At 39.0% G+C, this 24,817-nt stretch carries 25 protein-coding genes and 1 riboswitch; of the genes, 1 reads left to right on the forward strand and 24 read right to left on the reverse strand.

The window, feature by feature from the left end; genetic code table 11:
* Positions 1 to 19: 19 nt before the first annotated feature.
* The 3 genes from LXM54_RS17230 to lipA all read right to left on the reverse strand — a co-directional run bounded on the left by LXM54_RS17230 (position 20) and on the right by lipA (position 2,959).
* Positions 20 to 1,348, reverse strand: coding sequence for an EAL domain-containing protein (locus tag LXM54_RS17230; protein ID WP_233316489.1), 1,329 nt, complete (start codon positions 1,346 to 1,348; stop codon positions 20 to 22).
* A gap of 117 nt (positions 1,349 to 1,465) precedes the next feature.
* Positions 1,466 to 1,744 carry a YutD family protein gene (locus tag LXM54_RS17235; protein ID WP_233316490.1) on the reverse strand — a complete coding sequence of 93 codons (279 nt, stop codon included), beginning with the start codon at positions 1,742 to 1,744 and terminating at the stop codon, positions 1,466 to 1,468.
* 300 nt (positions 1,745 to 2,044) lie between these two features.
* On the reverse strand, positions 2,045 to 2,959 hold the full coding sequence (gene lipA, locus LXM54_RS17240; RefSeq protein WP_233316491.1) for a lipoyl synthase: 915 nt from the start codon (positions 2,957 to 2,959) through the stop codon (positions 2,045 to 2,047).
* 323 nt (positions 2,960 to 3,282) lie between these two features.
* Here lipA and LXM54_RS17245 point away from each other — a divergent pair, with 323 nt between their 5' ends.
* Positions 3,283 to 4,284, forward strand: a complete 1,002-nt coding sequence (locus tag LXM54_RS17245) for a M23 family metallopeptidase (protein WP_233316492.1) — start codon at positions 3,283 to 3,285, stop codon at positions 4,282 to 4,284.
* A gap of 50 nt (positions 4,285 to 4,334) precedes the next feature.
* On the opposite strand, the gene yunB is transcribed toward LXM54_RS17245, so the two are convergent.
* The 21 genes from yunB to LXM54_RS17350 all read right to left on the reverse strand — a co-directional run bounded on the left by yunB (position 4,335) and on the right by LXM54_RS17350 (position 24,815).
* On the reverse strand, positions 4,335 to 5,081 hold the full coding sequence (gene yunB / locus LXM54_RS17250) for a sporulation protein YunB (RefSeq protein WP_233316493.1): 747 nt from the start codon (positions 5,079 to 5,081) through the stop codon (positions 4,335 to 4,337).
* An 88-nt stretch (positions 5,082 to 5,169) separates the two neighbouring features.
* Positions 5,170 to 6,255 (reverse strand): HD-GYP domain-containing protein, encoded by a 1,086-nt coding sequence (locus tag LXM54_RS17255; RefSeq protein WP_233316494.1) that lies wholly within the window; start codon positions 6,253 to 6,255, stop codon positions 5,170 to 5,172.
* Between the two features lie 124 nt (positions 6,256 to 6,379).
* Positions 6,380 to 6,682 (reverse strand): YunC family protein, encoded by a 303-nt coding sequence (locus LXM54_RS17260; RefSeq protein WP_233316495.1) that lies wholly within the window; start codon positions 6,680 to 6,682, stop codon positions 6,380 to 6,382.
* An 82-nt stretch (positions 6,683 to 6,764) separates the two neighbouring features.
* Complete coding sequence (locus LXM54_RS17265; protein WP_233316496.1) at positions 6,765 to 8,123, reverse strand: bifunctional metallophosphatase/5'-nucleotidase; 1,359 nt, start codon at positions 8,121 to 8,123, stop codon at positions 6,765 to 6,767.
* A gap of 44 nt (positions 8,124 to 8,167) precedes the next feature.
* On the reverse strand, positions 8,168 to 9,013 hold the full coding sequence (locus tag LXM54_RS17270) for a DUF72 domain-containing protein (protein WP_233316497.1): 846 nt from the start codon (positions 9,011 to 9,013) through the stop codon (positions 8,168 to 8,170).
* Positions 9,014 to 9,195: 182 nt separating this feature from the next.
* Complete coding sequence (gene sufB / locus LXM54_RS17275; protein ID WP_233316498.1) at positions 9,196 to 10,593, reverse strand: Fe-S cluster assembly protein SufB; 1,398 nt, start codon at positions 10,591 to 10,593, stop codon at positions 9,196 to 9,198.
* 54 nt (positions 10,594 to 10,647) lie between these two features.
* A complete protein-coding gene (gene sufU / locus LXM54_RS17280; RefSeq protein ID WP_233316499.1) occupies positions 10,648 to 11,082 on the reverse strand; it encodes a Fe-S cluster assembly sulfur transfer protein SufU in 435 nt (144 codons plus the stop codon).
* A complete protein-coding gene (locus LXM54_RS17285) occupies positions 11,072 to 12,301 on the reverse strand; it encodes a cysteine desulfurase (protein ID WP_233316500.1) in 1,230 nt (409 codons plus the stop codon). The genes sufU and LXM54_RS17285 overlap by 11 nt, the downstream gene beginning before the upstream one ends.
* The gene (gene sufD, locus LXM54_RS17290) at positions 12,301 to 13,608 is read right to left on the reverse strand and encodes a Fe-S cluster assembly protein SufD (RefSeq protein WP_233316501.1); all 1,308 of its coding nucleotides are present in this window, start codon (positions 13,606 to 13,608) and stop codon (positions 12,301 to 12,303) included. Before sufD ends, LXM54_RS17285 begins: the two co-directional genes overlap by 1 nt.
* A gap of 19 nt (positions 13,609 to 13,627) precedes the next feature.
* Positions 13,628 to 14,413, reverse strand: coding sequence for a Fe-S cluster assembly ATPase SufC (gene sufC / locus LXM54_RS17295; protein ID WP_233316502.1), 786 nt, complete (start codon positions 14,411 to 14,413; stop codon positions 13,628 to 13,630).
* 360 nt (positions 14,414 to 14,773) lie between these two features.
* A complete protein-coding gene (locus LXM54_RS17300) occupies positions 14,774 to 15,139 on the reverse strand; it encodes a carboxymuconolactone decarboxylase family protein (RefSeq protein WP_233316625.1) in 366 nt (121 codons plus the stop codon).
* A gap of 134 nt (positions 15,140 to 15,273) precedes the next feature.
* On the reverse strand, positions 15,274 to 16,110 hold the full coding sequence (metQ, locus tag LXM54_RS17305; protein ID WP_233316503.1) for a methionine ABC transporter substrate-binding lipoprotein MetQ: 837 nt from the start codon (positions 16,108 to 16,110) through the stop codon (positions 15,274 to 15,276).
* Positions 16,111 to 16,197: 87 nt separating this feature from the next.
* Positions 16,198 to 16,863 carry a methionine ABC transporter permease gene (locus tag LXM54_RS17310; protein WP_233316504.1) on the reverse strand — a complete coding sequence of 222 codons (666 nt, stop codon included), beginning with the start codon at positions 16,861 to 16,863 and terminating at the stop codon, positions 16,198 to 16,200.
* Positions 16,860 to 17,882, reverse strand: a complete 1,023-nt coding sequence (locus LXM54_RS17315) for a methionine ABC transporter ATP-binding protein (protein WP_233316505.1) — start codon at positions 17,880 to 17,882, stop codon at positions 16,860 to 16,862. Before LXM54_RS17315 ends, LXM54_RS17310 begins: the two co-directional genes overlap by 4 nt.
* Before the next feature lie 153 nt (positions 17,883 to 18,035).
* A riboswitch (SAM riboswitch) is annotated at positions 18,036 to 18,139 on the reverse strand.
* Positions 18,140 to 18,431: 292 nt separating this feature from the next.
* Positions 18,432 to 18,785, reverse strand: coding sequence for a hypothetical protein (locus LXM54_RS17320; protein ID WP_233316506.1), 354 nt, complete (start codon positions 18,783 to 18,785; stop codon positions 18,432 to 18,434).
* Positions 18,786 to 18,924: 139 nt separating this feature from the next.
* Positions 18,925 to 19,233 carry a thioredoxin family protein gene (locus LXM54_RS17325; protein WP_233316507.1) on the reverse strand — a complete coding sequence of 103 codons (309 nt, stop codon included), beginning with the start codon at positions 19,231 to 19,233 and terminating at the stop codon, positions 18,925 to 18,927.
* A gap of 2 nt (positions 19,234 to 19,235) precedes the next feature.
* The gene (locus LXM54_RS17330; protein ID WP_233316508.1) at positions 19,236 to 19,583 is read right to left on the reverse strand and encodes a toprim domain-containing protein; all 348 of its coding nucleotides are present in this window, start codon (positions 19,581 to 19,583) and stop codon (positions 19,236 to 19,238) included.
* 146 nt (positions 19,584 to 19,729) lie between these two features.
* A complete protein-coding gene (gcvH, locus tag LXM54_RS17335) occupies positions 19,730 to 20,113 on the reverse strand; it encodes a glycine cleavage system protein GcvH (RefSeq protein ID WP_233316509.1) in 384 nt (127 codons plus the stop codon).
* A 43-nt stretch (positions 20,114 to 20,156) separates the two neighbouring features.
* On the reverse strand, positions 20,157 to 20,513 hold the full coding sequence (locus tag LXM54_RS17340; RefSeq protein ID WP_233316510.1) for an arsenate reductase family protein: 357 nt from the start codon (positions 20,511 to 20,513) through the stop codon (positions 20,157 to 20,159).
* Positions 20,514 to 20,671: 158 nt separating this feature from the next.
* The gene (locus LXM54_RS17345; RefSeq protein ID WP_396953780.1) at positions 20,672 to 22,426 is read right to left on the reverse strand and encodes an acyl-CoA dehydrogenase family protein; all 1,755 of its coding nucleotides are present in this window, start codon (positions 22,424 to 22,426) and stop codon (positions 20,672 to 20,674) included.
* Between the two features lie 25 nt (positions 22,427 to 22,451).
* A complete protein-coding gene (locus tag LXM54_RS17350) occupies positions 22,452 to 24,815 on the reverse strand; it encodes a 3-hydroxyacyl-CoA dehydrogenase/enoyl-CoA hydratase family protein (protein ID WP_233316512.1) in 2,364 nt (787 codons plus the stop codon).
* Between the last annotated feature and the right edge of the window lie 2 nt (positions 24,816 to 24,817).

Here is a 24,817-nt window from a genome sequence, read left to right on the forward strand (position 1 = left end):
TTTTAGTATAGACAAAACCTCACACAATCGTTTGCAGATTATTGCTTAAGCTTGTCGGCCTCGCATAAAAATAGCCTTGTGCCAAATCAACCTTATTTCTTGAGAGAACAAGCGCTTCTTCCGCACTTTCAATCCCTTCTGCTACAACTATTGAACCTACTTCCTTAGCTATTAGCAGCAAGCCTTTAAGCATCGATTCTTTGACAGAATTTTTGTCAATATTCTGGATGACAGAACGGTCTATTTTAATGATATCAGGCATGATTTCACTTATCGAGTTCAAGCTTGCATAGCCTGCTCCTGTATCATCTATAGCCACTCTGAATCCAATTAGGCGCAAAAGCTTCAAGTTAGAAATGAAGTATTCTAATCCCTCAATTGAATCCCGTTCTGTCACCTCAATGGTAATCCTGTTTGGAGATATCTCTTTATATTTGTTCATCAGCTTTTTCAAGTCTTTCACAAAATGCTGATTACCTAATGTTAACGGTGTAAAATTAATAAAAATATCGAACTTCCAGGTAGTTAATTTTATTTGTTCAAGCGCTTTTTCCAATACGACCATTTCAAGGTCATAAAGATGGTTGGTTTGCCGTGCAACAGAAAACAGTTGGAGGGGATTTTCAAGCGATGTGCCGACAGGTCCTCTTGTCAGCATTTCACATGCTTTAACCTTATTTGTTTCCACATCCAATATCGGCTGTGCTAACAAGCGAATATCTTTATTTGCTACAATTTTCCCTAACGCAAATGACATTTCATTAAATTCGGACGTTAAGCCTTTTTGGGCCATTGATAAAGCCTGCTGATAAGCAAGATAAATAGCATCCCTTAATTGGTCGATTTGCCTGTCAATAAATATATAGCCTGTGCAAAAAATCGGCTGTACCGACTGCTGCAGAGATCTCCAAACTTTTGTTTGCAGCTTTTCCAATATTAACTGGATCGTAAAATCTATGTTAGGAACAGTGTCCATCTTGTAATCAATCTTCAAGAATAAGGCAATTCCATCCTGATAATAAGCACGGACTGCTGCAATTTGGTCAGAAGGTATTTCTTCTCTAATAACGGTATGGAATGCTTCTCTCACTTGCTCCCATAATCTTTGGGATGCTGCGCTGTCCATTTCCCGTTTTAAGATGGCCAAGTTATGGATGGAAAAGACAATTACAGCCACTTCATTTCCTTTATGAAGGGCCGCACTTACGTTTTGCTCCACAGGATCCCTCAAAATAAATTGAGGAGGATAATATTTTAATTTACTGGCAGGAAAAATAATCTTCCCCCAGTTCGTTAAGCTTTTTATTTTGTTGACATACACATGGACCATCTCTTCATTTCCTCTCATACAGCAAACCTGATAAGTAATAGCAAAACAGCTCTAAAAAAAACATTTATTTTTATTAGTAAACGTTTTCCTTATTTATGAAGAAGTGCTGCAAAAAGAGTCAGCACTGTACTTACATTATTGTTTTTTTATTTTCTTAACGACAAAATAAGGACATCCGAAATTGCAATATTCATACAAATATTCTGTTAACGTACTGATTTTTGTATCAAAGCTGGATTTCTGATTTTGGTCATCAAAAAATCCTCTGAGTCTAAGCTGACCATAGCCCCAATCACCGACAATATAATCATACTTTGTTAAAATATCACTGTATCTTCCTTTAAATGCCTCCTCATTGAAGCCCTCTTTTCGTTCTTCAATAAGTTCATAACAATGATTATTTATGCAAACCAAAACCTTCACCCCACTTTTTTGAAGCTTCCTTTTTCATATGTATATATGTATGACTTTATATGTAATCCTAAATAAGTCCTATTTAAGATAAACGTGCATATAACCTAATAGGTACTATATCTCACCATTTCATTATAACCCGACAATAGACAATTTACATAGTGCTGGCAAGGAAAAATTATAATAATTATGACAAGAAATAGGAAAGGCCCTCCATTTATAACTGATTATTCAGGAAAAACAAAAACAGAGTAAACTATGCTTCCTAAATAGCAGCAAGATTTACTCTGTTCCTTTACATTATGCTTCTTTCTTTTGTCCTGAAAGCATTTGGTTTTTCTTTGCCTCACTGACTTGTTCATCCGCATGATACGAAGAACGGACAAGCGGACCTGCTTCACAGTGACTGAAGCCTTTGCTTAAAGCAATTTTCTTTAGTTCCTTAAATTCATCTGGATGATAATACTTTTGTACTTTAAGATGCTTTGCTGTTGGCTGCAAGTATTGTCCTATTGTCATGATATCAACGTTGTTTGCTCGCAAATCATCCATCGTTTGAATGATTTCTTCCTTCGTTTCCCCTAATCCAATCATCAAGCTTGATTTTGTAGGAATCTCAGGATACATTTCTTTTGCTCTTCTCAAAAACTCAAGCGATCTTTGATATTTAGCACGTGCACGTACTCTTGGCGTCAGGCGCTCTACTGTCTCAATATTATGGTTCATAATATCAGGCTTCGCATCCATTAATTGGCGCAGATTCTCCTCTATTCCTCCCATATCAGACGGAAGGACCTCTATGCTAGTAAATGGATTTTTCCTGCGGATTGCCCGTACCGTTTCAGCAAAAACAGCTGCACCGCCATCCTTCAAATCGTCTCTTGCGACAGCTGTGATAACAACGTGCTTTAAGTTCATACTAAAAACAGAATCAGCAACTCTTTCCGGCTCTTGCCAGTCAAGCTCTGTCGGCAAGCCTGTTTTAACTGCACAGAATCGGCATGCTCTTGTACAAATATCTCCTAAAATCATGAAGGTAGCTGTTCGTCTCACAGCCCAGCATTCATGAATATTCGGACATCTTGCTTCTTCACATACTGTATGCAGCTTTTTTTCTCGCATCATTTTTTTTAAACCAGTGTAGTTTTCATTCGTGTTAAGTTTGATTTTCAGCCATTCAGGTTTTCGTAGGTATTCGTCTTTTCTTTCTGCCATTTCGATTCATCTCCTAGTGATCCTTTTTTAGAACTCGTATCTTCTAGTCCTCTCTTTTCTTTGTATTTCGAAAAAAGAGACAACTGTTTGTAAACAAGTGTCGCCAGAAGCTTAAAAAGGCTGCAAAGCTCAGCTATACTACAACACATGTCACAATGATTTAGATGTATCTTATACACAAATACTAGGCTTGTTATTGTTCCAATGTCACTTTAACATAACCAAATCTCACCTACAAGCTGGTTATTACCATTTATTGATATTCATTTATTTTGCTGGTTGCACACAAAATAAAACGACTAGTTTTAGGAAGGAGGGATTTGATGCGAAAAATATGTTTCTTAGCTGTCTTGCTTGCATTTTTGGCGCCTAATATTGTATCTCATGCAGCGGAAAATAAATCCTCTGCTGATGATACATATTATAAAAGGATGGAGCTGTATGAAAAGATTGAAGCGGTAACACAGCTGCCATGGTATTATATAGCTGCAGTTGACCAATATGAACGAAATATACGAGCTTCACGTAGGGATCTTCCTAAAGCGACCGGCTTGACCGGCATCTATTTCCCAAAAGAAACATGGGCTGGCATCATAAATCCAGACAGTGATGATACAAATCCTAAAAGCATTGCTTTTTTCGGAGGACTTGGTGTCGATGGCAATGGGGATGGAAAAGCAGACTCTTTAAATGACGAGGATGTGCTATTTACATTTGCCAATCATATTCTTAAATTTGGCGTTGATGAAGATAACTTCCGAATTGGACTTTGGGATTATTACAAACGAGATAAAACAGTAAGCATTATTATGGGTAAAGCTGCCATTTACCGGCATTTCGGCCGCTTAAACCTCGACGATCATGCATTTCCAGTTCCGTTAAGAAGTAATTACAGTTATCGGAGTACTTGGGGAGATGCACGAGGATGGGGCGGAAAACGAATACATGAGGGAACAGATATTTTTGCCGACTACAGTGTTCCTGTCAGGGCAACATCTTATGGCATCATAGAAATGAAGGGCTGGAACAGATATGGCGGCTGGAGAATTGGAATCCGCGATATCAATAACAATTATCATTATTTTGCCCATCTAAGCGGTTTTGCGAAGGATGTGCATAATGGCATGATTGTCGAACCGGGAATGCTTATCGGCGGTGTCGGCAGTTCAGGCTATGGACCTCCAGGAACTTCTGGAAAGTTCCCGCCTCATTTGCACTATGGCATGTATAAGGATAACGGCAAGACAGAATGGTCTTACGACCCGTTCTCCCATTTAAAAGTGTGGGAAAGGCAAGAAAGAATTAAATTAAAAGCAAAAAAATAGAATATTGGCTCATGTGTCCCGCTGCTTTTAAAAGGACCTTGAGCCAATATTCATTCTTTATTATCTGCCGGTAATTCTACAGCAGGAATACTGCTCCCGCTTCCATTATAAAACTCAGGCACATCTCCTTCAAATCCTGCCATCGCAATTAATATATCTTGTTTGACAGTCGTCAGCTCTGTTGCAAACGGGATAATAATTTGAATGTCTACCTTTAACTCCACGAATGCTTTTACTACAACATAATTAATGCCGACATTCTCTGTCTCTGTCTTTAAATCTGATTTAACACTGCCGACAACATTAAATTTAATTGGTACATCAGGACCAAGATTTGCGAGCAGTGCATTATTTGTTGCTTGGCCGATCGGGACATTATAAACTATTCCTTCATCTCTTGCAGTTAAATCTTTATCTAATTTAATATCCGTTAACTCTGCTGCTGCAGGAATATCGCCCTTTTCCATCCTGTTTATGTTGTCCTGTACTAAGCTCGTGATTTCTTGTTGTTTTTTTACAACTTGTGCCGTATTGAATACAAAATTATTGCCATCTATCATTAAATTATTCTCTTCTTCTCCTGTCTCGCTTTTAAGTGCATCATTAATCACCAAAGTTGCCAGCTTCTTTGTCTGTGACTGTGCATAATAGGCCAGCGTAGGCTTTAAGCCATTATTGATAATCCAGAGGCTCAATATGGTGGAGAAGATAAAAAACACTGCTGTAATTACAAGAGTCTGCTGAAAGGTCAACGGTTTTTTCCGAGTCATCCTTTGACGAAAATAAAATTTCCGCAAAAAAATATCCCTCCTTCCCATGCTAATGTATATGCAGAAAGAGGGACATGTAGAAGGCTAAACCACATGTGAATATTCGATATTTTGCTTACCCTAAAGCCTCACAATCAATAATTGTAATTGCAAGGTTTTCCTTTAAATCAAGATCATATGGTTGTATTGCTGTTCCATTCTTTTCAATAACGCGGATGACAGGACGTTCATTAAATCCTTTGTTCTGCCTTGAAACAATGCCTTTTTCCCCGCTGCTTAACATAACACTTACTCCATTTGGATAAAGAATGATGGCATTGCGGAATGCTTCGACAATTTTCGCGTCAAAGAGTGTATCGATCCCTGTATACAGCACTTCCAACGCCTCATGCGGAAGCATTGCCTGTCTGTAAACACGATTGGAAGTTATCGCATCAAAAACATCTGCAACAGCAATGACCTTGCCGAACAGATGAATTTCTTCCCCTGTAATTCCTCTCGGATAGCCTGATCCATTCAGTCTTTCATGATGTTGATAAGCACAGTGCGCTACAATTAAAGGCATATTATGGACTTTCCTAAGCATATCAAATCCAGCATTTGCATGCTTTTTAATTTCCGTAAATTCATCTAACGTCAGCTTTCCAGGTTTGAGCAAAATCTCCAATGGAATATCCATCTTGCCGACATCATGCAGAATCGCACCAAGACCGAGAGTCTCGAGCTGCTTCCTTGGCAGCTTTAACTCCATTCCTAACGCTAAAGAATAAAGAGTGACATTCAAGCTGTGTGAAAAAATATAATTGTCATACAAAAACACATCGCTCATAATAGAAAACAGTTCTTGATGTCCTTTTAGTTCCTCAAGGACTTTGTCAATAAGCTGCTTAAAAGCAGGAGCTGATTTTTCCATGATGAAGGATTTTTCCTTACTGCTGGAACCCTTCAGTTCCTTAAAGCTTGTTTCAATTGTCTGCATTGCCTCTCTCTTTAACCGATCAGAGATCGGAGCAACCGGATAGATATCATCGGTTAATTTATCATCTATATATAAATAAGCAACGCCTAACTGCACTAATCGTTCTATTAATTGTTTATCAAGCCTCACGCCGTTGTTGACGAGAATATTTCCCTGTTCATTATGTATTGGTTTCGCTAATATTGCTCCTTCTGAAAGGTATTTTGTACTTACTAATCTCATTCCATACTAGCTCCTATTGTCAACTTGATATAAGAAAATATGTGCCATGATTACATAAAAGACATAAAAAGGAGGGAATGGTTTTCCCATCCTTTTAGATTTAATAAAAAGCTTGCACAATCTGCTACACCATCTTTAGTAATGCTTCCTTACCTATCATACCCTTATGAATACCAAGGTTTTCTGCTTCATAAGTTATCGATTCCAGCGGGGCATCAAGCAGCTGCTCGATTGTCTTTACACCGACAGCCCTCCCGGCAATTACTTTTCGATCCTTTAATTTTTCATTTAATAAACCAACATCCAACGCTCCGCACATGATATACCCTTTATCATTTTTTACTACAAGCAGGTTTGTCTTGGGCAGCTGGACGCTTACTGCTATGAATGTCTGCTCCTCTATCACAATAGGATAAACTTCCACCATGACATGTCACCCCTCTCTTTTTCCTTATATACTATTCAGCGAAAGAAAGAGGCGTGTATTACAAGAAGTCCATTTTTAACAGCTAAACGGCCATTCTCTGCAAAGCTTCTGCCAAAATATTTCTCATAAACTCAGGCAAAAAATACTGTTTTTCTGGTGCGCGATATATAGATGGAAAGAAATCGCCGAATGTGAACATATCCGGTATTGCTACAATATATTCTGCTTTCGGATCAAGTTCTTTGCCGCCTATCCAATAGGTAATAACTTCACCATTGGTTTTTGTCTGTACACCCCTTGAAATCATTTTGCCCATTAATGTTCCTCTAAACCCTAGTCCTTTTACATGAAGGGTTTCCCATGAAGGCTGCTTCATATCTGTGAGTACTTCTTTCAATTCTGCTCCTGACAAAGTAACATTACAAGGATTGATAGGATGTGGACAGATGCTTAAAAGGTCAAAATAGCTGACCGGGCCCTTGTTTAGATCGTCAAGAATCAAACCTTCATTAAGGATAGCTACATCTGCATTGCACCATGCAAGCACTGCCTCACATAAAAGGCCCGCTGTTTCCTGTTTCGTAAGCTGCTTAGACAGTGAGATCACTTCCTCAGAAAGTGCTTTTTTGCCTTCTAAATAAAGATTCTCAATATATTCCGCTTCGTTTTCTGCTGGAGGCAGCTTGCTTGTTTCATATACCTCTGCCTGTTTTGCCAGCACTTTTTTTGCATGAGGATCATATTTTATTTCAATATGTCCAGCAAATTGTCCATATTTACCAGCAGCTCCTAACAGGCTGTTATTAATGAGTTTTCCTTGATGAAAGATATGGTGTGTATGTGCTCCTAAAATTATATCAATTTCCGGATAGTTTTCAGCCATCTGCTCGTCATCATTAATTCCTAAATGCGACAAGACGATAATGATGTCTGTTTTATCTTTTAACAAACCCAGCTGTTCCTCTAAAGCCTGAAAAGGAAGTGTCAGCTTCCAGTCAAGCAATTCATATAAAGTGTGAAAATAGGCAGTCAAACCAATAACACCGATGCGTGTCCCTTTATTCGTTTCATATATCTTATGTGGGATGCACCAATCTGGCCTACTCCCATTTTTATGAAAGAGATTGGCTACAATCACATCGTAGGAAGCATCTTGATAAAGTTGATCTAGTGCATGATAGGGCAGTGTGATTCCTTCATTATTACCGATTGTTACTGCATCGAACTGTTCTATCTCCAGCAGTGTAGCATTCGCTTTTCCTTGTGTTGCCTCAGTGTATGGATGAGATAAATCTAAATGGTCACCAATATCAAATAAGAAAACAGAATCGCCTGCCTCTGTATGCCAGTTTTTTCTTTTTTGGAAAAGCTCCTTGATTCTAGGCCAGTTCTCAAAATGACTGTGCAAATCATTAGTATGATATATATGGATATTTTCCATTGTTTCGCCTGCCTATCGTATTAAAAGATTCTAGAACTAAGATGTTAAAACAAATCCAGTTGTCTAGGTGCAAGATTTCTATATTCAATGCCAAGTATTTTCATTAACTGCAGTGCATTGTCTGCAGCATCCCCGCCAGAATTATTGTTGAAAAGAACATAAACATGTTCACATTGCTTCTGTAATCGTTTAATATTCTCTGCCCATTCCTCTAATTCCTTCTGATTATATCTGTAAAGATACCGAACCTCTCTCCAGTTTGGATTGTTTTTTTGTGCCCAGCCGTAGTAGTTCCTGCCATGGAAACGGATAAGCACCTTATCGGTTCGGACAGTTTCTAGGATAGCAGGAATGGATCCTGGCATTACCTGGGGTTCATCACAGATGCTATGAATCCAATTTTCTTCCTGCATAAAGGCAAGTGTTTGCTCTCTAAATTTCTCATCAAACCATGATTGATGTCGAAATTCTAGTGCACAAGGAATGTCCTTCATCTTCGCTTTGCATACCCTTAAATAATCCACATGCGCCTTTGTGCAGTCAAACCATGGAGGAAATTGGAAAAGCACCATACTCAGCTTATTATTTTCAATATATGGTGAAATAGATTCAATAAACGCATCAAACATTTCTTCCTTCGTTGCAAATGGAAGCTCTCCTCTTTGATGGCCAGTCATGCCCTGATATGCCTTTACAATAAATTGAAAAGCCTCTGGTGTTGTAGCTGTCCATCTTTGCGCATTCTTTATTGGCTGTATAGCATAAAAAGAAGAGTCTACTTCAACTGTCGGGAAATAGCTTGCATATTCCTGCAGTTTATTTCGCGGAGAAACATGGGAGCCATACAAAGAATCATGGTCGCCCCATCCAGTTAAACCAATCTGAATCAAATGACCACCTCTACTAACATTATGTACGAAAACGGTAAAAGTTCCTAGAGCTAATGACCTATTTACCGCTTTTAATTTTCTGTTTATACAGGTTTCTAATATTATTATCTTAACATACCCAATCGTAACTTTGCTTTTTATAAAAAAAATTCGTATCTAAACTAGATACGAATTTTTTTACATTAACCGATGGAGCCTTCCATTTCAAACTTGATTAGGCGGTTCATCTCAACGGCATATTCCATTGGTAGCTCTTTAGTGAATGGCTCAATGAAGCCCATTACGATCATTTCAGTAGCTTCCTCTTCTGAGATACCTCTGCTCATCAAGTAGAATAACTGCTCTTCTGAAACTTTAGAAACCTTCGCTTCATGCTCAAGTGAAATATTATCATTTAATATTTCATTGTAAGGGATAGTATCTGATGTAGATTTATTATCCATTATTAATGTGTCACACTCGATATTAGCACGTGCTCCGTCTGCTTTACGGCCAAAGTGTACAATACCGCGGTATGTTACTTTTCCGCCTTGTTTCGAAATAGATTTTGAAACAATTGTTGACGAAGTGTTTGGTGCTAAGTGAATCATTTTTGCACCAGCATCTTGGTGCTGACCTTTACCTGCAAGTGCGATAGACAATGTCATTCCTCTTGCTCCTTCACCTTTCAAGATGACAGCAGGATATTTCATTGTCAATTTACTTCCGATGTTACCGTCAATCCATTCCATTGTAGCATTTGCATCACATACAGCTCTTTTTGTAACAAGGTTGTATACGTTGTTTGCCCAGTTTTGGATTGTAGTATAACGGCAATAAGCATCTTTTTTGATGATTATTTCTACTACTGCACTGTGAAGAGAGTTTGTTGTATATACAGGAGCTGTACAGCCCTCTACATAATGAACATGTGCCCCTTCATCAACGATGATCAATGTTCTTTCGAATTGACCCATATTTTCTGAGTTAATACGGAAATACGCTTGCAGCGGCGTATCTACTTTGATTCCTTTTGGTACATAGATGAAGGAACCACCAGACCATACAGCTGAATTCAATGCAGCAAACTTATTGTCAGTTGGAGGAATTACAGTTGCCCAGTGCTCACGGAAGATATCTTCATTTTCTTTCAATGCTGAGTCTGTATCCTTAAAGACAATTCCCATATTCTCCAAGTCTTCTTGCATGTTGTGGTAAACAACTTCAGATTCATACTGAGCAGAAACACCTGCAAGATATTTCTGTTCCGCTTCTGGAATACCAAGCTTATCGAAAGTTTGCTTGATTTCTTCTGGAACTTCATCCCAGGAACGTTCTGTCTTTTCAGATGGTTTTACGTAATAAGTGATTTCATCAAAATTCAATGAAGCCAAATCTCCGCCCCATTGAGGCATTGGCATATTGTAGAAATGCTCTAGAGACTTCAAGCGGAAGTCAAGCATCCACTGCGGCTCTTCCTTCATTTTTGAAATTTCTTCAACGATTTCTTTCGTTAATCCACGCTTAGAACGAAAGATGGAAACGTCTTTGTCTGAAAATCCATATTTATAATCCCCAATATCGGGTGCTTTTTTTGCCATTTCGTTTTCCTCCATTCTAATGCAACTCCTAAGATGGGACTAAAAAGACTGCAATTAGTTAAGACCTTCGTTGAAGCCCTTTTCCATCGCTTTCCATGCCAGTGTTGCACATTTAATCCTAGCCGGGAATTTGCAGACGCCCTGAAGCGCTTCAATATCCCCTAAATCTATATCTTCACTATAGTCTTTTCCCTGCATCATTTCGGAGAAAGTATTAGAAAGCTCAAATGCTTCTTCTACTTTTTTTCCTTTAATCGCTTGTGTCATCATTGAAGCTGATGACATGCTGATGGAACAGCCTTCTCCATCAAACTTTGCGTCTTTAACAATGCCGTCCTCCACTTGCAGTGTCAGCAGGATTCGGTCACCGCATGTCGGATTATTCATGTTAACCGTCAGACTGCCTTCTAAAATCCCTTTATTCCGGGGATTTTTATAGTGATCCATAATGACACTTCTGTAAAGTGTATCTAAATTATTAAAAGACATCGCTGAAATACTCCTTTGTTTTAACAATTCCGTCAACAAACTTATCAATATCATCTTCGGAATTATAGAGGTAGAAGCTCGCCCTTGCTGTTGCAGAAACGTTCAGCCATTTCATCAACGGCTGTGCACAGTGGTGGCCTGCCCTTACAGCAATACCTTCTGCATCAAGCACTGTCGCCACATCATGAGGATGGACATCCTCAATATTAAATGTAATGACACCTGCTCTGTTTTCGGCACTTTTTGGACCGTATATTGTCAGACCCTCTACTGTAGACATTCTCTCCATTGCGTATGCAGCAAGTTTATGCTCATGCTCTGTAATATTATCAAGACCAATCTCTTCTAAAAAGTCAATTGCTGCTCCTAGACCAATAGCGCCAGCAATGATTGGCGTGCCTGCTTCAAACTTCCATGGAAGCTCCTTCCATGATGATTCATACAAGCCGACAAAATCAATCATCTCGCCGCCAAATTCGATTGGTTCCATGTTCTCAAGCAAATGCTTTTTGCCATATAAAACACCGATCCCTGTCGGACCGCACATCTTATGGCCAGAGAAGCCGAGAAAGTCACAGTCAATATCTTGAACATCCACCTTTAAGTGAGGAGCAGCTTGAGCAGCATCTACGACAAGCACAGCACCATGCTTGTGAGCAATTGCCCCTATTTCCTTCACTGGGTTGATGATGCCAAGAACATTGGACACATATGTCACAGAAACAAGCTTAGTTGAATCTGTAATTGTTTCCTCCACGTCGGCTAAGCTGATCGTGCCATCCGCTTGAAGTGGCAAGTACTTCAGAACAGCTCCTGTTCTTTTGGCCACTTGCTGCCATGGAATGATATTACTGTGATGCTCCATCGGAGAGATGACAATTTCGTCACCCTCCTTTAGGTTTTCCATCGCATAACTTTGTGCAACCGTATTAAGGGCAGTAGTCGTACCTCTCGTGAAAATAATTTCCTCTGTAGATGTCGCATTGATAAAGTTCTTGACCTTTTCTCTTGCTCCTTCATAACCATCAGTAGCTCTTGTCCCAAGTGTATGGACACCACGATGGACGTTGGAATTATATTCTCTGTAATACTTTTCTAATGCTTCAATTACTTGCACCGGCTTTTGCGAGGTTGCAGCACTGTCTAAATACACCAAAGGATGACCGTTGACTTCTTGGTTTAATATTGGGAAGTATGGACGAACATCTTTGATATTCATTATTTTACTTTCCTTTCAATTACCTCAACCAATTGCTTTTTAACCCCTTCAATTGGAAGCTGTTCCACTACAGGAGCCAAGAAGCCATGAATAACAAGTCTTTCTGCCTCATGTTTTGGAATACCGCGGCTCATCAAGTAGTAAAGCTGCAATGGATCTACTCTTCCGACAGAAGCAGCATGCCCTGCTGTTACATCATCTTCATCAATAAGCAGGATCGGGTTTGCATCACCACGAGCCTTTTCACTTAGCATAAGGACACGTGATTCTTGCTCGGCATTAGCTTTTGTAGCACCATGCTCGATTTTTCCGATACCGTTGAAGATAGAAGAAGCACTATCCTTCATAACACCATGTTTTAAGATATAGCCTTCTGAGCTTTTACCGAAGTGTACAACCTTCGTTGTAAAGTTTTGCTTTTGCTCACCGCGGCCAACAACAACTGATTTCGTATCACCAAATGAACCATCGCCCATTAGGTTTGTTGTGTTTTCACTGATTGTGTTTCCATCGTTCATGAAGCCTAATGCCCATTCAATCTTCGCATCACGATTAGCTACTCCACGTCTGTTAACATATGTTGTAACACCTGTTGCCAAGTTGTCTACAGCACCGTATTGCACTCTTGAATTAGCATTTGCTACAACCTCTGTAATGATGTTGAAAACTGCTTCTTTCGGCTCTGCAACAGAAAGATAGTTTTCCACATAAACAACAGAGCTATTATCTTCTGCCACAACCAATACATGGTTAAACAAGTTTGTTTCCTCATCATCATGAAGGAAGATTGATTGAATCGGTTCTTCAACCACGACATTTTTCGGAATATACAGGAATACTCCGCCGTTCATCAATGCTGCATGCAAGGCAGTTAATTTATGCTCATCAATCTTCACTGCATCCTTCATGAAATATTTTTGCAACAGGTCACCGTGTTCTCTAGCTGCTGTGAAAATATCTGTAAAGATTACGCCTTTTTCCTTAAGCTCGTTAGAAACAGCTATAAAAGTAGGGCGGTTGTTGCGTTGTATATAAAGAGTTTTATTGTTTTCCAGGTCGATCAATGCTTTTGCTTCTTCTGGAAGGTCGTTTACACTGTCGAAGTCCTGGCTGCTCACGATATGTTTATCTATTTGAGTGAAGTTCCAGTTCTTGATGTTTGTTTTGTCCGGCTTTGGCATCGGCAAGTCTTCAGCCAATTCCAATGCTTTCACACGCAATTCTGTTAACCAAGCTGGTTCACCCATATCTTTTGAAAAGGAAGTGATGTATTCCTGATCAAATGGTAATTTAATTTCCGTTGTCATGGTCGGATCCTCCTAACTATTACGCTTCTTGTTCAACTGTTTCGTCTTCAATGCCAAGCTCTTGCTTAATCCAATCGTAACCTTCTGCTTCAAGGCGTGCAGCTAGTTCAGGTCCGCCAGACTTAACGATGCGGCCTTGCATCATAACATGGACAAAATCAGGTGTAATGTAGTTCAATAATCTTTGGTAATGCGTAATAATTAAGCAACCGAAGTCTTCGCCGCGCATTTGGTTGATACCTTTAGAAACGACTTTCAATGCATCGATATCCAAACCAGAATCGATTTCATCCAAGATTGCAATTTTCGGCTCAAGCATCATCAATTGAAGAATCTCATTACGTTTCTTTTCACCGCCAGAGAAACCTTCATTCAAATATCTTTGTGCCATATCTTGATCCATTTCCAAGAATTCCATATTGCTGTCCATTTTACGGATGAATTTCATCAATGAAATTTCGTTTCCTTCTCCTAATCTGCTGTTTAGGGCAGAACGCAAGAAGTCAGCATTTGTGACACCGCTGATTTCACTTGGGTATTGCATTGCCAAGAAAAGGCCAGCACGGGCGCGTTCGTCTACTTCCATTTCCAATACATCTTCGTCATCAAGCTGAACACTTCCGCTTGTTACTTCATACTTAGGATGTCCCATGATTGCAGAAGAAAGAGTTGATTTACCTGTACCATTTGGTCCCATGATTGCATGGATTTCTCCGCCTTTAACCTCAAGGTTTAAACCCTTGATAATTTCTTTCTCATCAATTGCTACATGTAAGTCATTAATTACTAATTTAGATTGACCCATTATTTAATACCTCCACAGTAAAAGAAGTTTTGTTCACAAAATTGTCGAAACTTCATTATCAATTTATTATCATTCTAATCTTATAACAAATAAAATCTAATGGCAACCTTTGTAGCCCCAAACTTATTTGTTCATTACACATAATAATACCAAATATTATGTATTTTTTAAAATATGGCGATTTTTTCATTTTGCTGTAGTACACTAGAGGGAATTATTGTCATTTTTTCACTGTCAAACTTGAGTAGTAAAAACAATTTCCTTCCTTATTATATATTCAAAAAAAACACATCATGAAGAAGGAGCCGGAAGACGCTTAACGCTAACCCCCGGCTCCTTACTTCCTGCGTATCTTCATGCTTATTGCTGGATTGATGTAAATTCTGCCATTGCTTCTTGCACCAATGTAACAGCCTGACTCATAACAGCTCCGCCTCCGAAAGCAGCAGTGACACCAATTGCTTCGAGGATTTCTGCTTCTGTAGCGCCTTGGTCGATGCAGCCTTTTACGTGATAGATAATGCAGTATTCATCTTGAGAATACAAGCTAATTCCTAATGCGATAAGCTGCTTTTCCTTTTGCGATAAATGTCCTTCTTGGAAGCATTTCTCCGTATATGCATTAAATAATTCAGCAAGCTCAGGCATTTTTTTCGTAAATGTTCCTAATCCTTCTTTATAGTGGTGAATTGCATTTCCTATTGAACCATGTGTTTGCATATCCATCAATCATAGCCTCCATTTTTCAAAAGTTAGCACTAAATTGCAATGTGAATCGCAAACTTAGTATTGATAAATGAAGTAATTCTTATTCCTTAAAATAAAGAAACGCTCTTTAGAGATAAGAGCGTTTCTGCGTATTATTCAGATACAGGGATAACTGCACCTTTATATTCTTCGTTGATGAAATCTTGAATTTCTTTAGATTGTAATACTTCAACAAGTGTTTTAATTTCTTCTTTATTTTCGTCTTCTTTGCGAACTGTGATGATGTTTGCATATGGAGACTCGCTGCCTTCAATTTCAACGGAATCTTCAACTGGGTTTAGGCCAGTGTCCAATGCATAGTTAGCATTGATTACAACAGCGTCACCTTCGTTGTTGTTGAAGATTTGCGGCAACAATGATGGCTCATAATCAGGTTTGAATTTAATATTTTTTGGGTTTTCTGCAATATCGTCAACCGTTGCGCTTACTTTATCTACGCCATCTTTAAGCTTGATTAAACCGCCTTTTTCCAATAGTGAAAGCACACGGCCTTGTTCTGCCACAGAGTTAGAGAAAATTACTGTTCCGCCATCTGGAAGTTCATCTAAGCTTTTGTATTTTTTAGAGTAAACAGCCATAGGTTCAATGTGGATTGCTCCAGCGCTGACAAAGTCATAGCCGTTTTCTTTAATTTGATTTTCAAGGTAAGGAATATGTTGGAAATAGTTTGCATCTAATTCTTTAGATTCTAAAGCTTTGTTTGGCAAGATATAGTCTTGGAATACTTCAATTTTTAAGTCAATACCTTTGTCAGCCAGGATTGGTTTTGCTTTTTCCAAAATTTCAGCATGCGGAACGTTTGAAGCTCCAACTACTAATTCTTTTTTATCGTCGCTGCCTGATGATGAATCTTCATCTTTAGATGAACCGCAAGCCGCTAAAGCCAACACTAAAGCTAGTGCAAATAGTAATGATAATAATTTCTTCATGCGTTTTACCCCTCTTTTTGTTTTTTTATTTATCTTGCATGATTTCCGCCCACATATACAGCAGGAAAGAAAATCAAGAAAATAACATTATCTTTTATCAATTTTCGATGTGATTATGTCACCAATAAATTGGATGACGAACACGATAATCAAGATGATAATTGTCGCAATCAAAGTTACATCAGATCTGCTTCGCTGGAACCCTTCCAGATAAGCAAGATTTCCTAATCCGCCTGCACCGATAACACCTGCCATTGCAGTAGAACCAACAAGGGCAATGGCCGTTACAGTAATCCCGGAAACTAATGCTGGCAATGATTCTGGGATTAAGACCTTTGCGATAATTGTCATCGGTTTTGCTCCCATAGCCTTAGCTGCTTCAATTACACCCTTGTCCACTTCTCTCAAACCAATTTCAACAAGTCTTGCATAGAATGGTGCTGCGCCGATAATCAATGCTGGCAGGGCAGCATCTGCTCCTATCATGCTGCCGACTAGCAGCTTAGTGAATGGAATAAGCAAAACGATTAAAATGATGAACGGAATAGAGCGAAAAATATTAACGATAGCACTGATGATTTTATTGATGACCACATTGCTCCACATATTCCCTTTCGCTGTCAAAAACAATGTAATCCCTAAAACTAACCCTAATACAAATGTGATAACGATTGAGTATCCAGTCATGTAGAGCGTTTCTACTGTTGCTGTCCACATTTTCTCCCAATCTACATTCGGAAATAATTGTGTCATCCTTCAATCACCTCCACACTAATTTCTTGTGATTGAAGAAATTGCAGTGCTTTGCCAACTTCTTCTTCTTGACCATCCAAATGGATATACAATGTTCCGTATGAACCATTTTGAGTTGGTGAAATTTTTCCTTGAATGATGTTTACTGTTATTTCAAATGAACGAATCAGCTGTGTAATAATCGGCTTTTCTGCGCTTTCGCCAACAAATCCAAGCATGATGATTTTGCCTGTTGAATAGTTCGCAACAAGATGCTCGATAGTATCTTTAGCATCATCCGGCTCGATTACTTGCTGTACAAATCTTTTTGTGATGTTTTGTTCCGGCTGCTTGAACACATCGATGACAGGTCCTGTTTCTACCACTCGGCCGCCTTCCATCACTGCGACACGATGACAAATTTTGCGGATAACATGCATTTCATGCGTAATCAGCACAATCGTAAGACCTAATCGTTTATTGATATCTACAAGCAAATCCAAGATCGCATCTGTCGTTTGCGGATCAAGAGCGGATGTTGCTTCATCACAAAGCAGAACCTTCGGATCACTTGCAAGTGCTCTCGCAATGCCGACACGCTGCTTTTGCCCACCGCTCAATTGGGATGGATAAGCATCCTCTCTGCCTTCAAGACCGACAAGCTTAATCAGCTCCAATACCTTTTTCTCACGCTCTGCTTTTCCTACACCAGCAATTTCTAACGGAAAGCTGATATTCTGTTTAACTGTACGGGACCAGAGGAGATTAAAATGTTGGAATATCATGCTGATTTCCTGACGAGCCTGTCTCAGCTTGCTGCCCTTTATTTTGGAAACCTCATATCCTGCAACAGAAACTGTGCCCTCTGAAGGAATTTCAAGACCGTTAAGCATGCGGATTAATGTACTTTTTCCTGCGCCGCTGTAACCGATAACTCCAAAGATTTCTCCTTTATCTATCGTTAAGTCTACACTGTCTACTGCAGTCACTTTTCCTTTTTTCGAAGGATATATTTTTTTGACCTTTTGAATATTAATCATGTCTTACTCACCTACTTTGCTGTCTTATCAAAAGTTCCATCTACTTATTATCGTAAATAGTGTTTTACGGAATTGTCTAATCCATACTTTGGGTACAAAAAAAGCCTTCCTGCTTATATAAAATGAGCAGAAAGGCATTATGATTTAACCTTCCTCTCATCTGTCAAAGCAATTGCTTTGTGTGAATTGGCACCATGTCATACTTTGACGGTTGCCGGGCTTCATAGGGCACATCCCTCCACCTCTCTCGATAAGAGTATAGAATATATAGTTATAATAAGTTTGCTGAATAAATTTGATAGTCGTAATGTAACATGGGAAAACAGAAGGTGTCAATCATTTTTTTAAGTTCCTAATATAGTGTTTTTTCTGAATTATTTGTTTATTTATTGTAATATTTTCTAACAATAATATATATGGTTAACTTTTCTAAAAATACTGTCAATATCCCACTCAAAAGACTTACTCGACGATAATCCTCGGAAACACTTACAATTAATTAACATTATTTCAAAATAAAAACTTCCTTTAAATTAAGGAAGTTTTTGGTTAAGAGCAGCTTTTACACCAAGCTTGTTCATTAACATTCACTAGGTGAAACAGTGATTCTAATAGCAACAGTTTTCTCAAGGATGAATGAACTTCCACATCCTGCTCTTTCTTCGCACGTCGGAGCAGCACTCTGCCTTCAAAAACGTCTTCAATGGAGTTTCGGCTGCCTTTTAATAAAATAGTGTGGTTATCAGCAGTAGGCAGTACGGTAAAAACACCATTCTTTAATTCTAAATAAAAGCTGCTTTCTCCGCTTTCAACCTTAATAATAAAAGCTTCTCTTCTAAGCAGCGGTTTTATGACATGACTTTGATTCAAATTTTTCACTAACTGATTGAAAATATGCCCCATTGCTTCACACCCTCTATATTTTCATATAGTAGGTAATTCTGTTTTCTCCCATTATTCCCTCTAAAAACACCTAAATACTTTTAGACATGTTTCACCATTTCCCGGGAAATACAAAAAATCTTGTCGAATGGAATACTTGTTAGGAAGACATTTTCTCTAATAAATGTGGCACTGATTCGAAACGGTAGATTTTTTCTGTTAATTGTCCCTCCTGAAAAATTAACAGGCAGGGTACACTTTCTATTTTATACTCCTCTGCTAACTGAGGTGCATAGTTCAAATCCATTTTCCCTATCGATACATTATTGTGCATTGCTTCAACAACAGTAAGCATTTTGCTCGCCACCATGCATGTTCCGCACATCGGTGTGTATAAGTAAAGAAAGAACGGCTCCCTTTCCCGCTCCTTTAAAGCAGACCGCAGTCCGTCTTCTGTGCATTCAATCATGACTATCTCATCCTCATATCTAAAAATTTAGGGTAGATATCTATATTCGCCTGCAGCAATGCAGCCGCAATATGATGTTCAGGCGCACTTGCAACTTCCCGATACATTTTATCAATATATATATGCTCTGCTTCTGGCAATTCCTTTCTGAAGAGCTTTCTGATTTTTTCTCCAGATGCATCTGCATCAACAAGAATATAAACATCCTTGTCAAATAAGTCTTCAATAAGATCATCTAATTTCGAAATCCCGATTGTGCCATTCGTACAAATAATATCTACTGGTTCTCTTACAATATCCTTTACTTTCCGCTTATCTGATGTACCTTCGACAATAATAATTTTTTCCATTATAATCACCTGAAGTATTATTTTTGCAGCTAGTATCCCCGCATCTTGCAAGTTATATTATGTAATACTTTAACATATTGCTAATTGGAGTGAAAGTTATCGGCATTTGAAACGAAAAGAAGCACCAAAACGGTGCTTCTTTAACATCAATCTTCGTTTGTCATTTTATCATATTGTTCTGCTGTCATTAATTGCTCTGCATCGGCAATATTAGACGGCTCAATAATAACCATCCAAGCTTTTTCATATGGAGATTCATTTACGTATTCAGGATTATCACTTAAATCTTCGTTTACTTCTACTACTTTGCCGCTGATTGGCGCATATAGTTCAGAAACTGTCTTAACAGATTCTACGCTGCCGAAAGGCTCGTTCTTTGTTACTTCGTCTCCAACTTCTGGAAGCTCAACAAACACGATATCTCCCAATTCTGATTGAGCAAAATGTGTAATTCCAATACGCACATTTTCTCCTTCAACTTTTACCCATTCATGTTCTTCTGAATAACGCAAATCTTTCGGTGCACTCATGCAATATCCCTCCAAATAGATTAATATCCTTCAAGCGGCACAATTATGTCCAGCTTTCTTTAAAATCCTCTTCCTTAAACCCTAACGTAACCTTTTTTCCATCAGTTGTGAGAGGACGTTTGATCAGCATGCCATCAGAAGCCAGTATATCTAAAAGCTCTGAATCTGACATATCCTTCATTTTATCCTTCAAGCCAAGATCGCGATAACGCTGTCCGCTAGTATTAAAGAATTTCTTTAATTCCAAACCGCTGTTTTTATATAGGTCTTCAAGCGTAGAGCGTGAAGGAGGATTTTCAACTATATGTACGTCTTTGTAACTTACCCCGTTATCATCCAGCCATTTTTTGGCCTTGCGGCAAGTACTGCATTTAGGATACCAATAATATGTAAGTTCCATATGATCACCTTACTTACTTATGTATTTTTTTGAACATATAATTGAATATTATCATAAATTAGGACAAATTCATAACAATGTCTAATAAATATATCTTTATTATAAAGTAAAAAAGAGGAAAAACCTGCCGCAATTCAGGTTTCTCCTCTTTCTCGAACTTATACGACGTACTCATTGGCTTTAATAACACTTTCGGCAGCTTCACGCTTTAACGCAATCAGCGGCTTCGGCAGGAATCTAGTATATTTTTTTAAGATCGATAACGCAAAGCGCAAATCATCACCAGACTCCATATATGAAAGAGTATTAGTTGCTTCATTATGAATGATTTGGAAAGCCTCCTGGCAATATATTTCTGTATATAGAACCTTTTGTTTTTCTTCTGTATTTGATTTGGCTATAGCCTTCTCGGTCCGTAAAATACAGGATTCCATTGCATATAAGTGGGAAATCATTGTCGCAATATGAGCAAGCACCTCTTGCTGCTGGTCTGCTTCCATCATAAATTTTTTCGCCAGTAAGCCTAACAGCATGCTCACTGCTTTTTTACCATTTGTCACAAGCAGTTTTTCCTGGGAAAGAAGGCTGTCATCAGGCTCACTTGGGATAAAGGTGAACATTTCCTTTTCAACTGCTTTTGCAGCAGCTATTAACGGAACTTCCCCTTTCAGTGCTCTTCTTAAATAGTTACCTGTCACTGCCAACAGGTTAATTTCATTTGTTCCTTCAAAAATGCGGTTTATCCTGGAATCACGATACATTCTTGATATCGCATACTCCTCCATAAACCCGTTACCGCCATGAAGCTGCAGACATTCATCAACGATTTTATCCAAAGCTTCAGACGCAAAGATTTTATTGAGGCTGCATTCCATACTGTATTCATTGACAAGCTTGGCGGGGATTTTCCAATCTTCTGTCCCCTCCAATGGATCAAGAGCTTCAGACAATAAACCAGCAGTCCGGTAAACAGAGCTTTCAGAAGCATAAAGGAGTGCTGCCATTGTAGCAACTTTTGCTTTTGTTAAGGGAAAACGTGAAATGGGGGTTTGAAATTGCTGACGATTATTAATATAAGGTATAGTTACTTTCAATGCTTCCTTACTTGCGCCAATTGCTCCCATACCTAGTTTAAATCTGCCAAGATTCAAAACATTAAGGGCAATTAAATGACCCTTGCCTTTTTCCCCGAGCAGATTCTCCTTAGGTACAAGGACATTATCGAGGATGACAGAACAAGTAGAGGAGCTTCTAATGCCTAGTTTATTTTCTTCCTGTCCAATAGATACACCAGGAAATTCACGTTCCACAATAAAAGCTGAATAGTCTTTGCCATCTACCTTGGCATACACAGTAAAGATGTCTGCAATCCCGGCATTAGTAATCCATTGTTTCTGACCTTTTAATATATAGTGCGTGCCTTCTTCATTCAATACGGCAGTTGTTTTTATTCCGAGGGCATCAGAACCGGCAGTTGGTTCTGTTAAGCAATAGGACGCAATTTTTTCGCCTGTAGCTAAGGAAGGCAAATATTTCTGCTTTTGCTGAACATTTCCGAATAAAATCAGGGGCAAAGATCCGATTCCGACATGAGCTCCATGTGTAATGGAAAAACCGCCGGCTATGGACATTTTCTCGGAAATAATGGCAGAGCTAATCTTATCAAGACCTGAACCGCCAAACATCTCAGGAACATCAGCTCCTAACAAACCTAGTTCGCCAGCTTCCTTCATCAATTCAAGCACCTTTTTAAAATCATGTTTCTCCATACTGTCAAGATGTGGCATAACAGCATTTCGGACAAAATCACTCGTCATTTCTCCAACAAGTTCATGTTCTTCCGAAAAATCCTCTGGTGTGTATACATCTTTCCAGCTCGTATCTTCAAGAAGAAAACTTGCGCCTTTTTTCATCATTTCTCCACTCCTTCTTTCTTAGTCACAATGGCAGCGGTTTGCCTGCAGTCAATAAGTACAGCATTCTGCGAAGTGTCTCCCTCTCCTTCAGTAAGTCAATGAATGCCTGCCTTTCCAAACCAAGCAAATAATCTTCCTCCACTTCTGTCTGAATAGGCACATCGCCTCCAGTCAGGACATAAGCAAGTTTAGCTGCAATAATTTCCCCATGCTTTGTGATAGCGCCTTTGCTAGCAAAATCCTGCACCTTCTTTTGCAAAAGGTGGAAGCCCTCCTTGCCGGCCACTGGTATTTTCTTAACAACAGGTGGTTCATAACCTGTCTCAAACAGTTTGATTACTGTTTGCTTAGCTTCCTCCATAACATTAAGACTGTTAAAAGTAATACTATCTTGGCTGCTTAAAAAGCCAATTGTTTTCCCTTCCTCTGCTGAAGTGGATACATTGCTAGTCAATATTGCTTCAAAAGCCTTCGCTGCAGCTGTGATTAAATGACTGTGATCGATACCATCTTGTTCATCCAGCAAGTTCAAGTACAGCTCCTTTGTGCCTCCTCCGCCTGGAATCAGCCCTGCGCTTATTTCAACAAGACCGATATATGTTTCAATCGATGCATGAATTTTGGCAGCAGCAAGACAGATTTCCGCACCGCCCCCTAATGTTTTGCGATGGCTCGCTGCAACAACTGGCTTCTTACAGTATTTGATACGCTTTAGAGCTTCCTGAAACTCTTTCACCACAATTTCTAATTCTAAATAATCCTGATTTTGCCCTTCAAGCAGCATCATAGCCAAATTTGCTCCTGCACTGAAGTTCTTTCCGCTGCTTCCAATTACAAGACCTTTTATGCTGTCTGTGCTCTCTGCAATCGTTACAGCCTTATTTAGCATCTTTATCATATCCATACCGATAATATTATTTTGACTGTGCATTTCCAATAGCAGGACACCATCGTCCATATTAACTATGCTTGCTGCTTTATTACCTGCTATCACTTTTCCGCTTTGCCTTTTATGCTCTAGCCGATATTGATCGTTTGTCAGCGGTATTGGTTCATATTTGCCATTATGGTAGTAGGAGCGCTTCCCATCGACACTCTTATAAAAGCTTGTAAACCCATTTTTAATCATGTCTTCTATCCATTCTGGCAGCTTTTGGTTCTCACCCTTAAGTTTTTCGAGGGATTCCGTTAAGCCAATCTCATCCCATGTTTCAAAAGGACCTTGTTTGAAATTGAAGCCTGTTTTAATTGCTAAATCAATTTGAAAAATGTTTTCCGCAATCTCCAGTGCATGCTCACCAGAATAAAGCAGATACGGCATAACAGTTTTCCATAAAAAAACGCCTGTTGGGCTGCTGTCATAAATAAGCTCTTTCAGCTTTTCGCGGCTTTTGCTTCGTCTTGGGATTTGTTCCTCTACATATTGCATTGTATGATAATCAAGCACGAGCATTTTTTCTTTTGTTTTTTTATAAAAGCCTTGCTTTGTTTTCCTACCAAGCATCTTGTGGTTAAGCATCTCCAGCAAGAAGACAGGAACCTTATACTGCTCTTTTTCCATCGTGTCTTCTGTCCTGTTCCGCACATTTTTAACAGTATGGAAAAAAGTATCTAATCCGACCATATCGAGTGTTTGGAAAGTGGCGCTTTTTGTCCTGCCAATAAATGGCCCTGTCAGCCTATCCACTTCACTTATGGTCAAATCCATTTGAACCATAGCATCTAATGTTGTAAGAAAAGCATGTGCCCCAATGCGGTTTGCAATAAAATTAGGTGTGTCCTTTGCTTCAACAACTACTCTTCCTAAGACAGTTTCAGCAAATGTTTTCATATAGGAAATTACTTCAGAGGAGGTTTTATTTGTTGGAATAAATTCAAGCAGCAATATATACCGGGGCGGGTTGAAAAAATGGGTTCCTAAAAAATGTGTTTGGAAATCCTCTGATAAGCCTTCTTTCATCTCAGTAATCGAAATTCCTGATGTATTACTGCTAATGATTGCTCCCTGTCTTCTCACTGCATCTACTTTGCAGAAAAGGGATTTCTTAGCATTTATGTCTTCTGTGATTGCCTCAATAATCCAATCAGCCTCTTTCAGGGCTTCGAAATCATCTTCCATATTGCCAATTTCTAAAAGCTGCTCGTTAGATGCCGAAGTAAGCATGCTCGGTTTGCTTAAACGGATCCGTTCAAGCGCTTGTGCAGCTAAACGGTTGCGAACCTTCTTGTCAGCAAGAGACAAATCAGCCGTTTTTTCTTCATCCAACAGGCTATCCGGGACCTTATCAAGGAGCAATGTAGAGATCCCGACATTAGCCAAATGCGCAGCAATAGCCGACCCCATGATTCCGGAGCCAATGACAGCCGCTTTCTTTATACTGTACATTC

Origin of the sequence: Bacillus sp. Au-Bac7, from assembly GCF_021341655.1 — a bacterium.
In the GTDB taxonomy this organism is placed as follows: Bacteria; Bacillota; Bacilli; order Bacillales; family Cytobacillaceae; genus Niallia.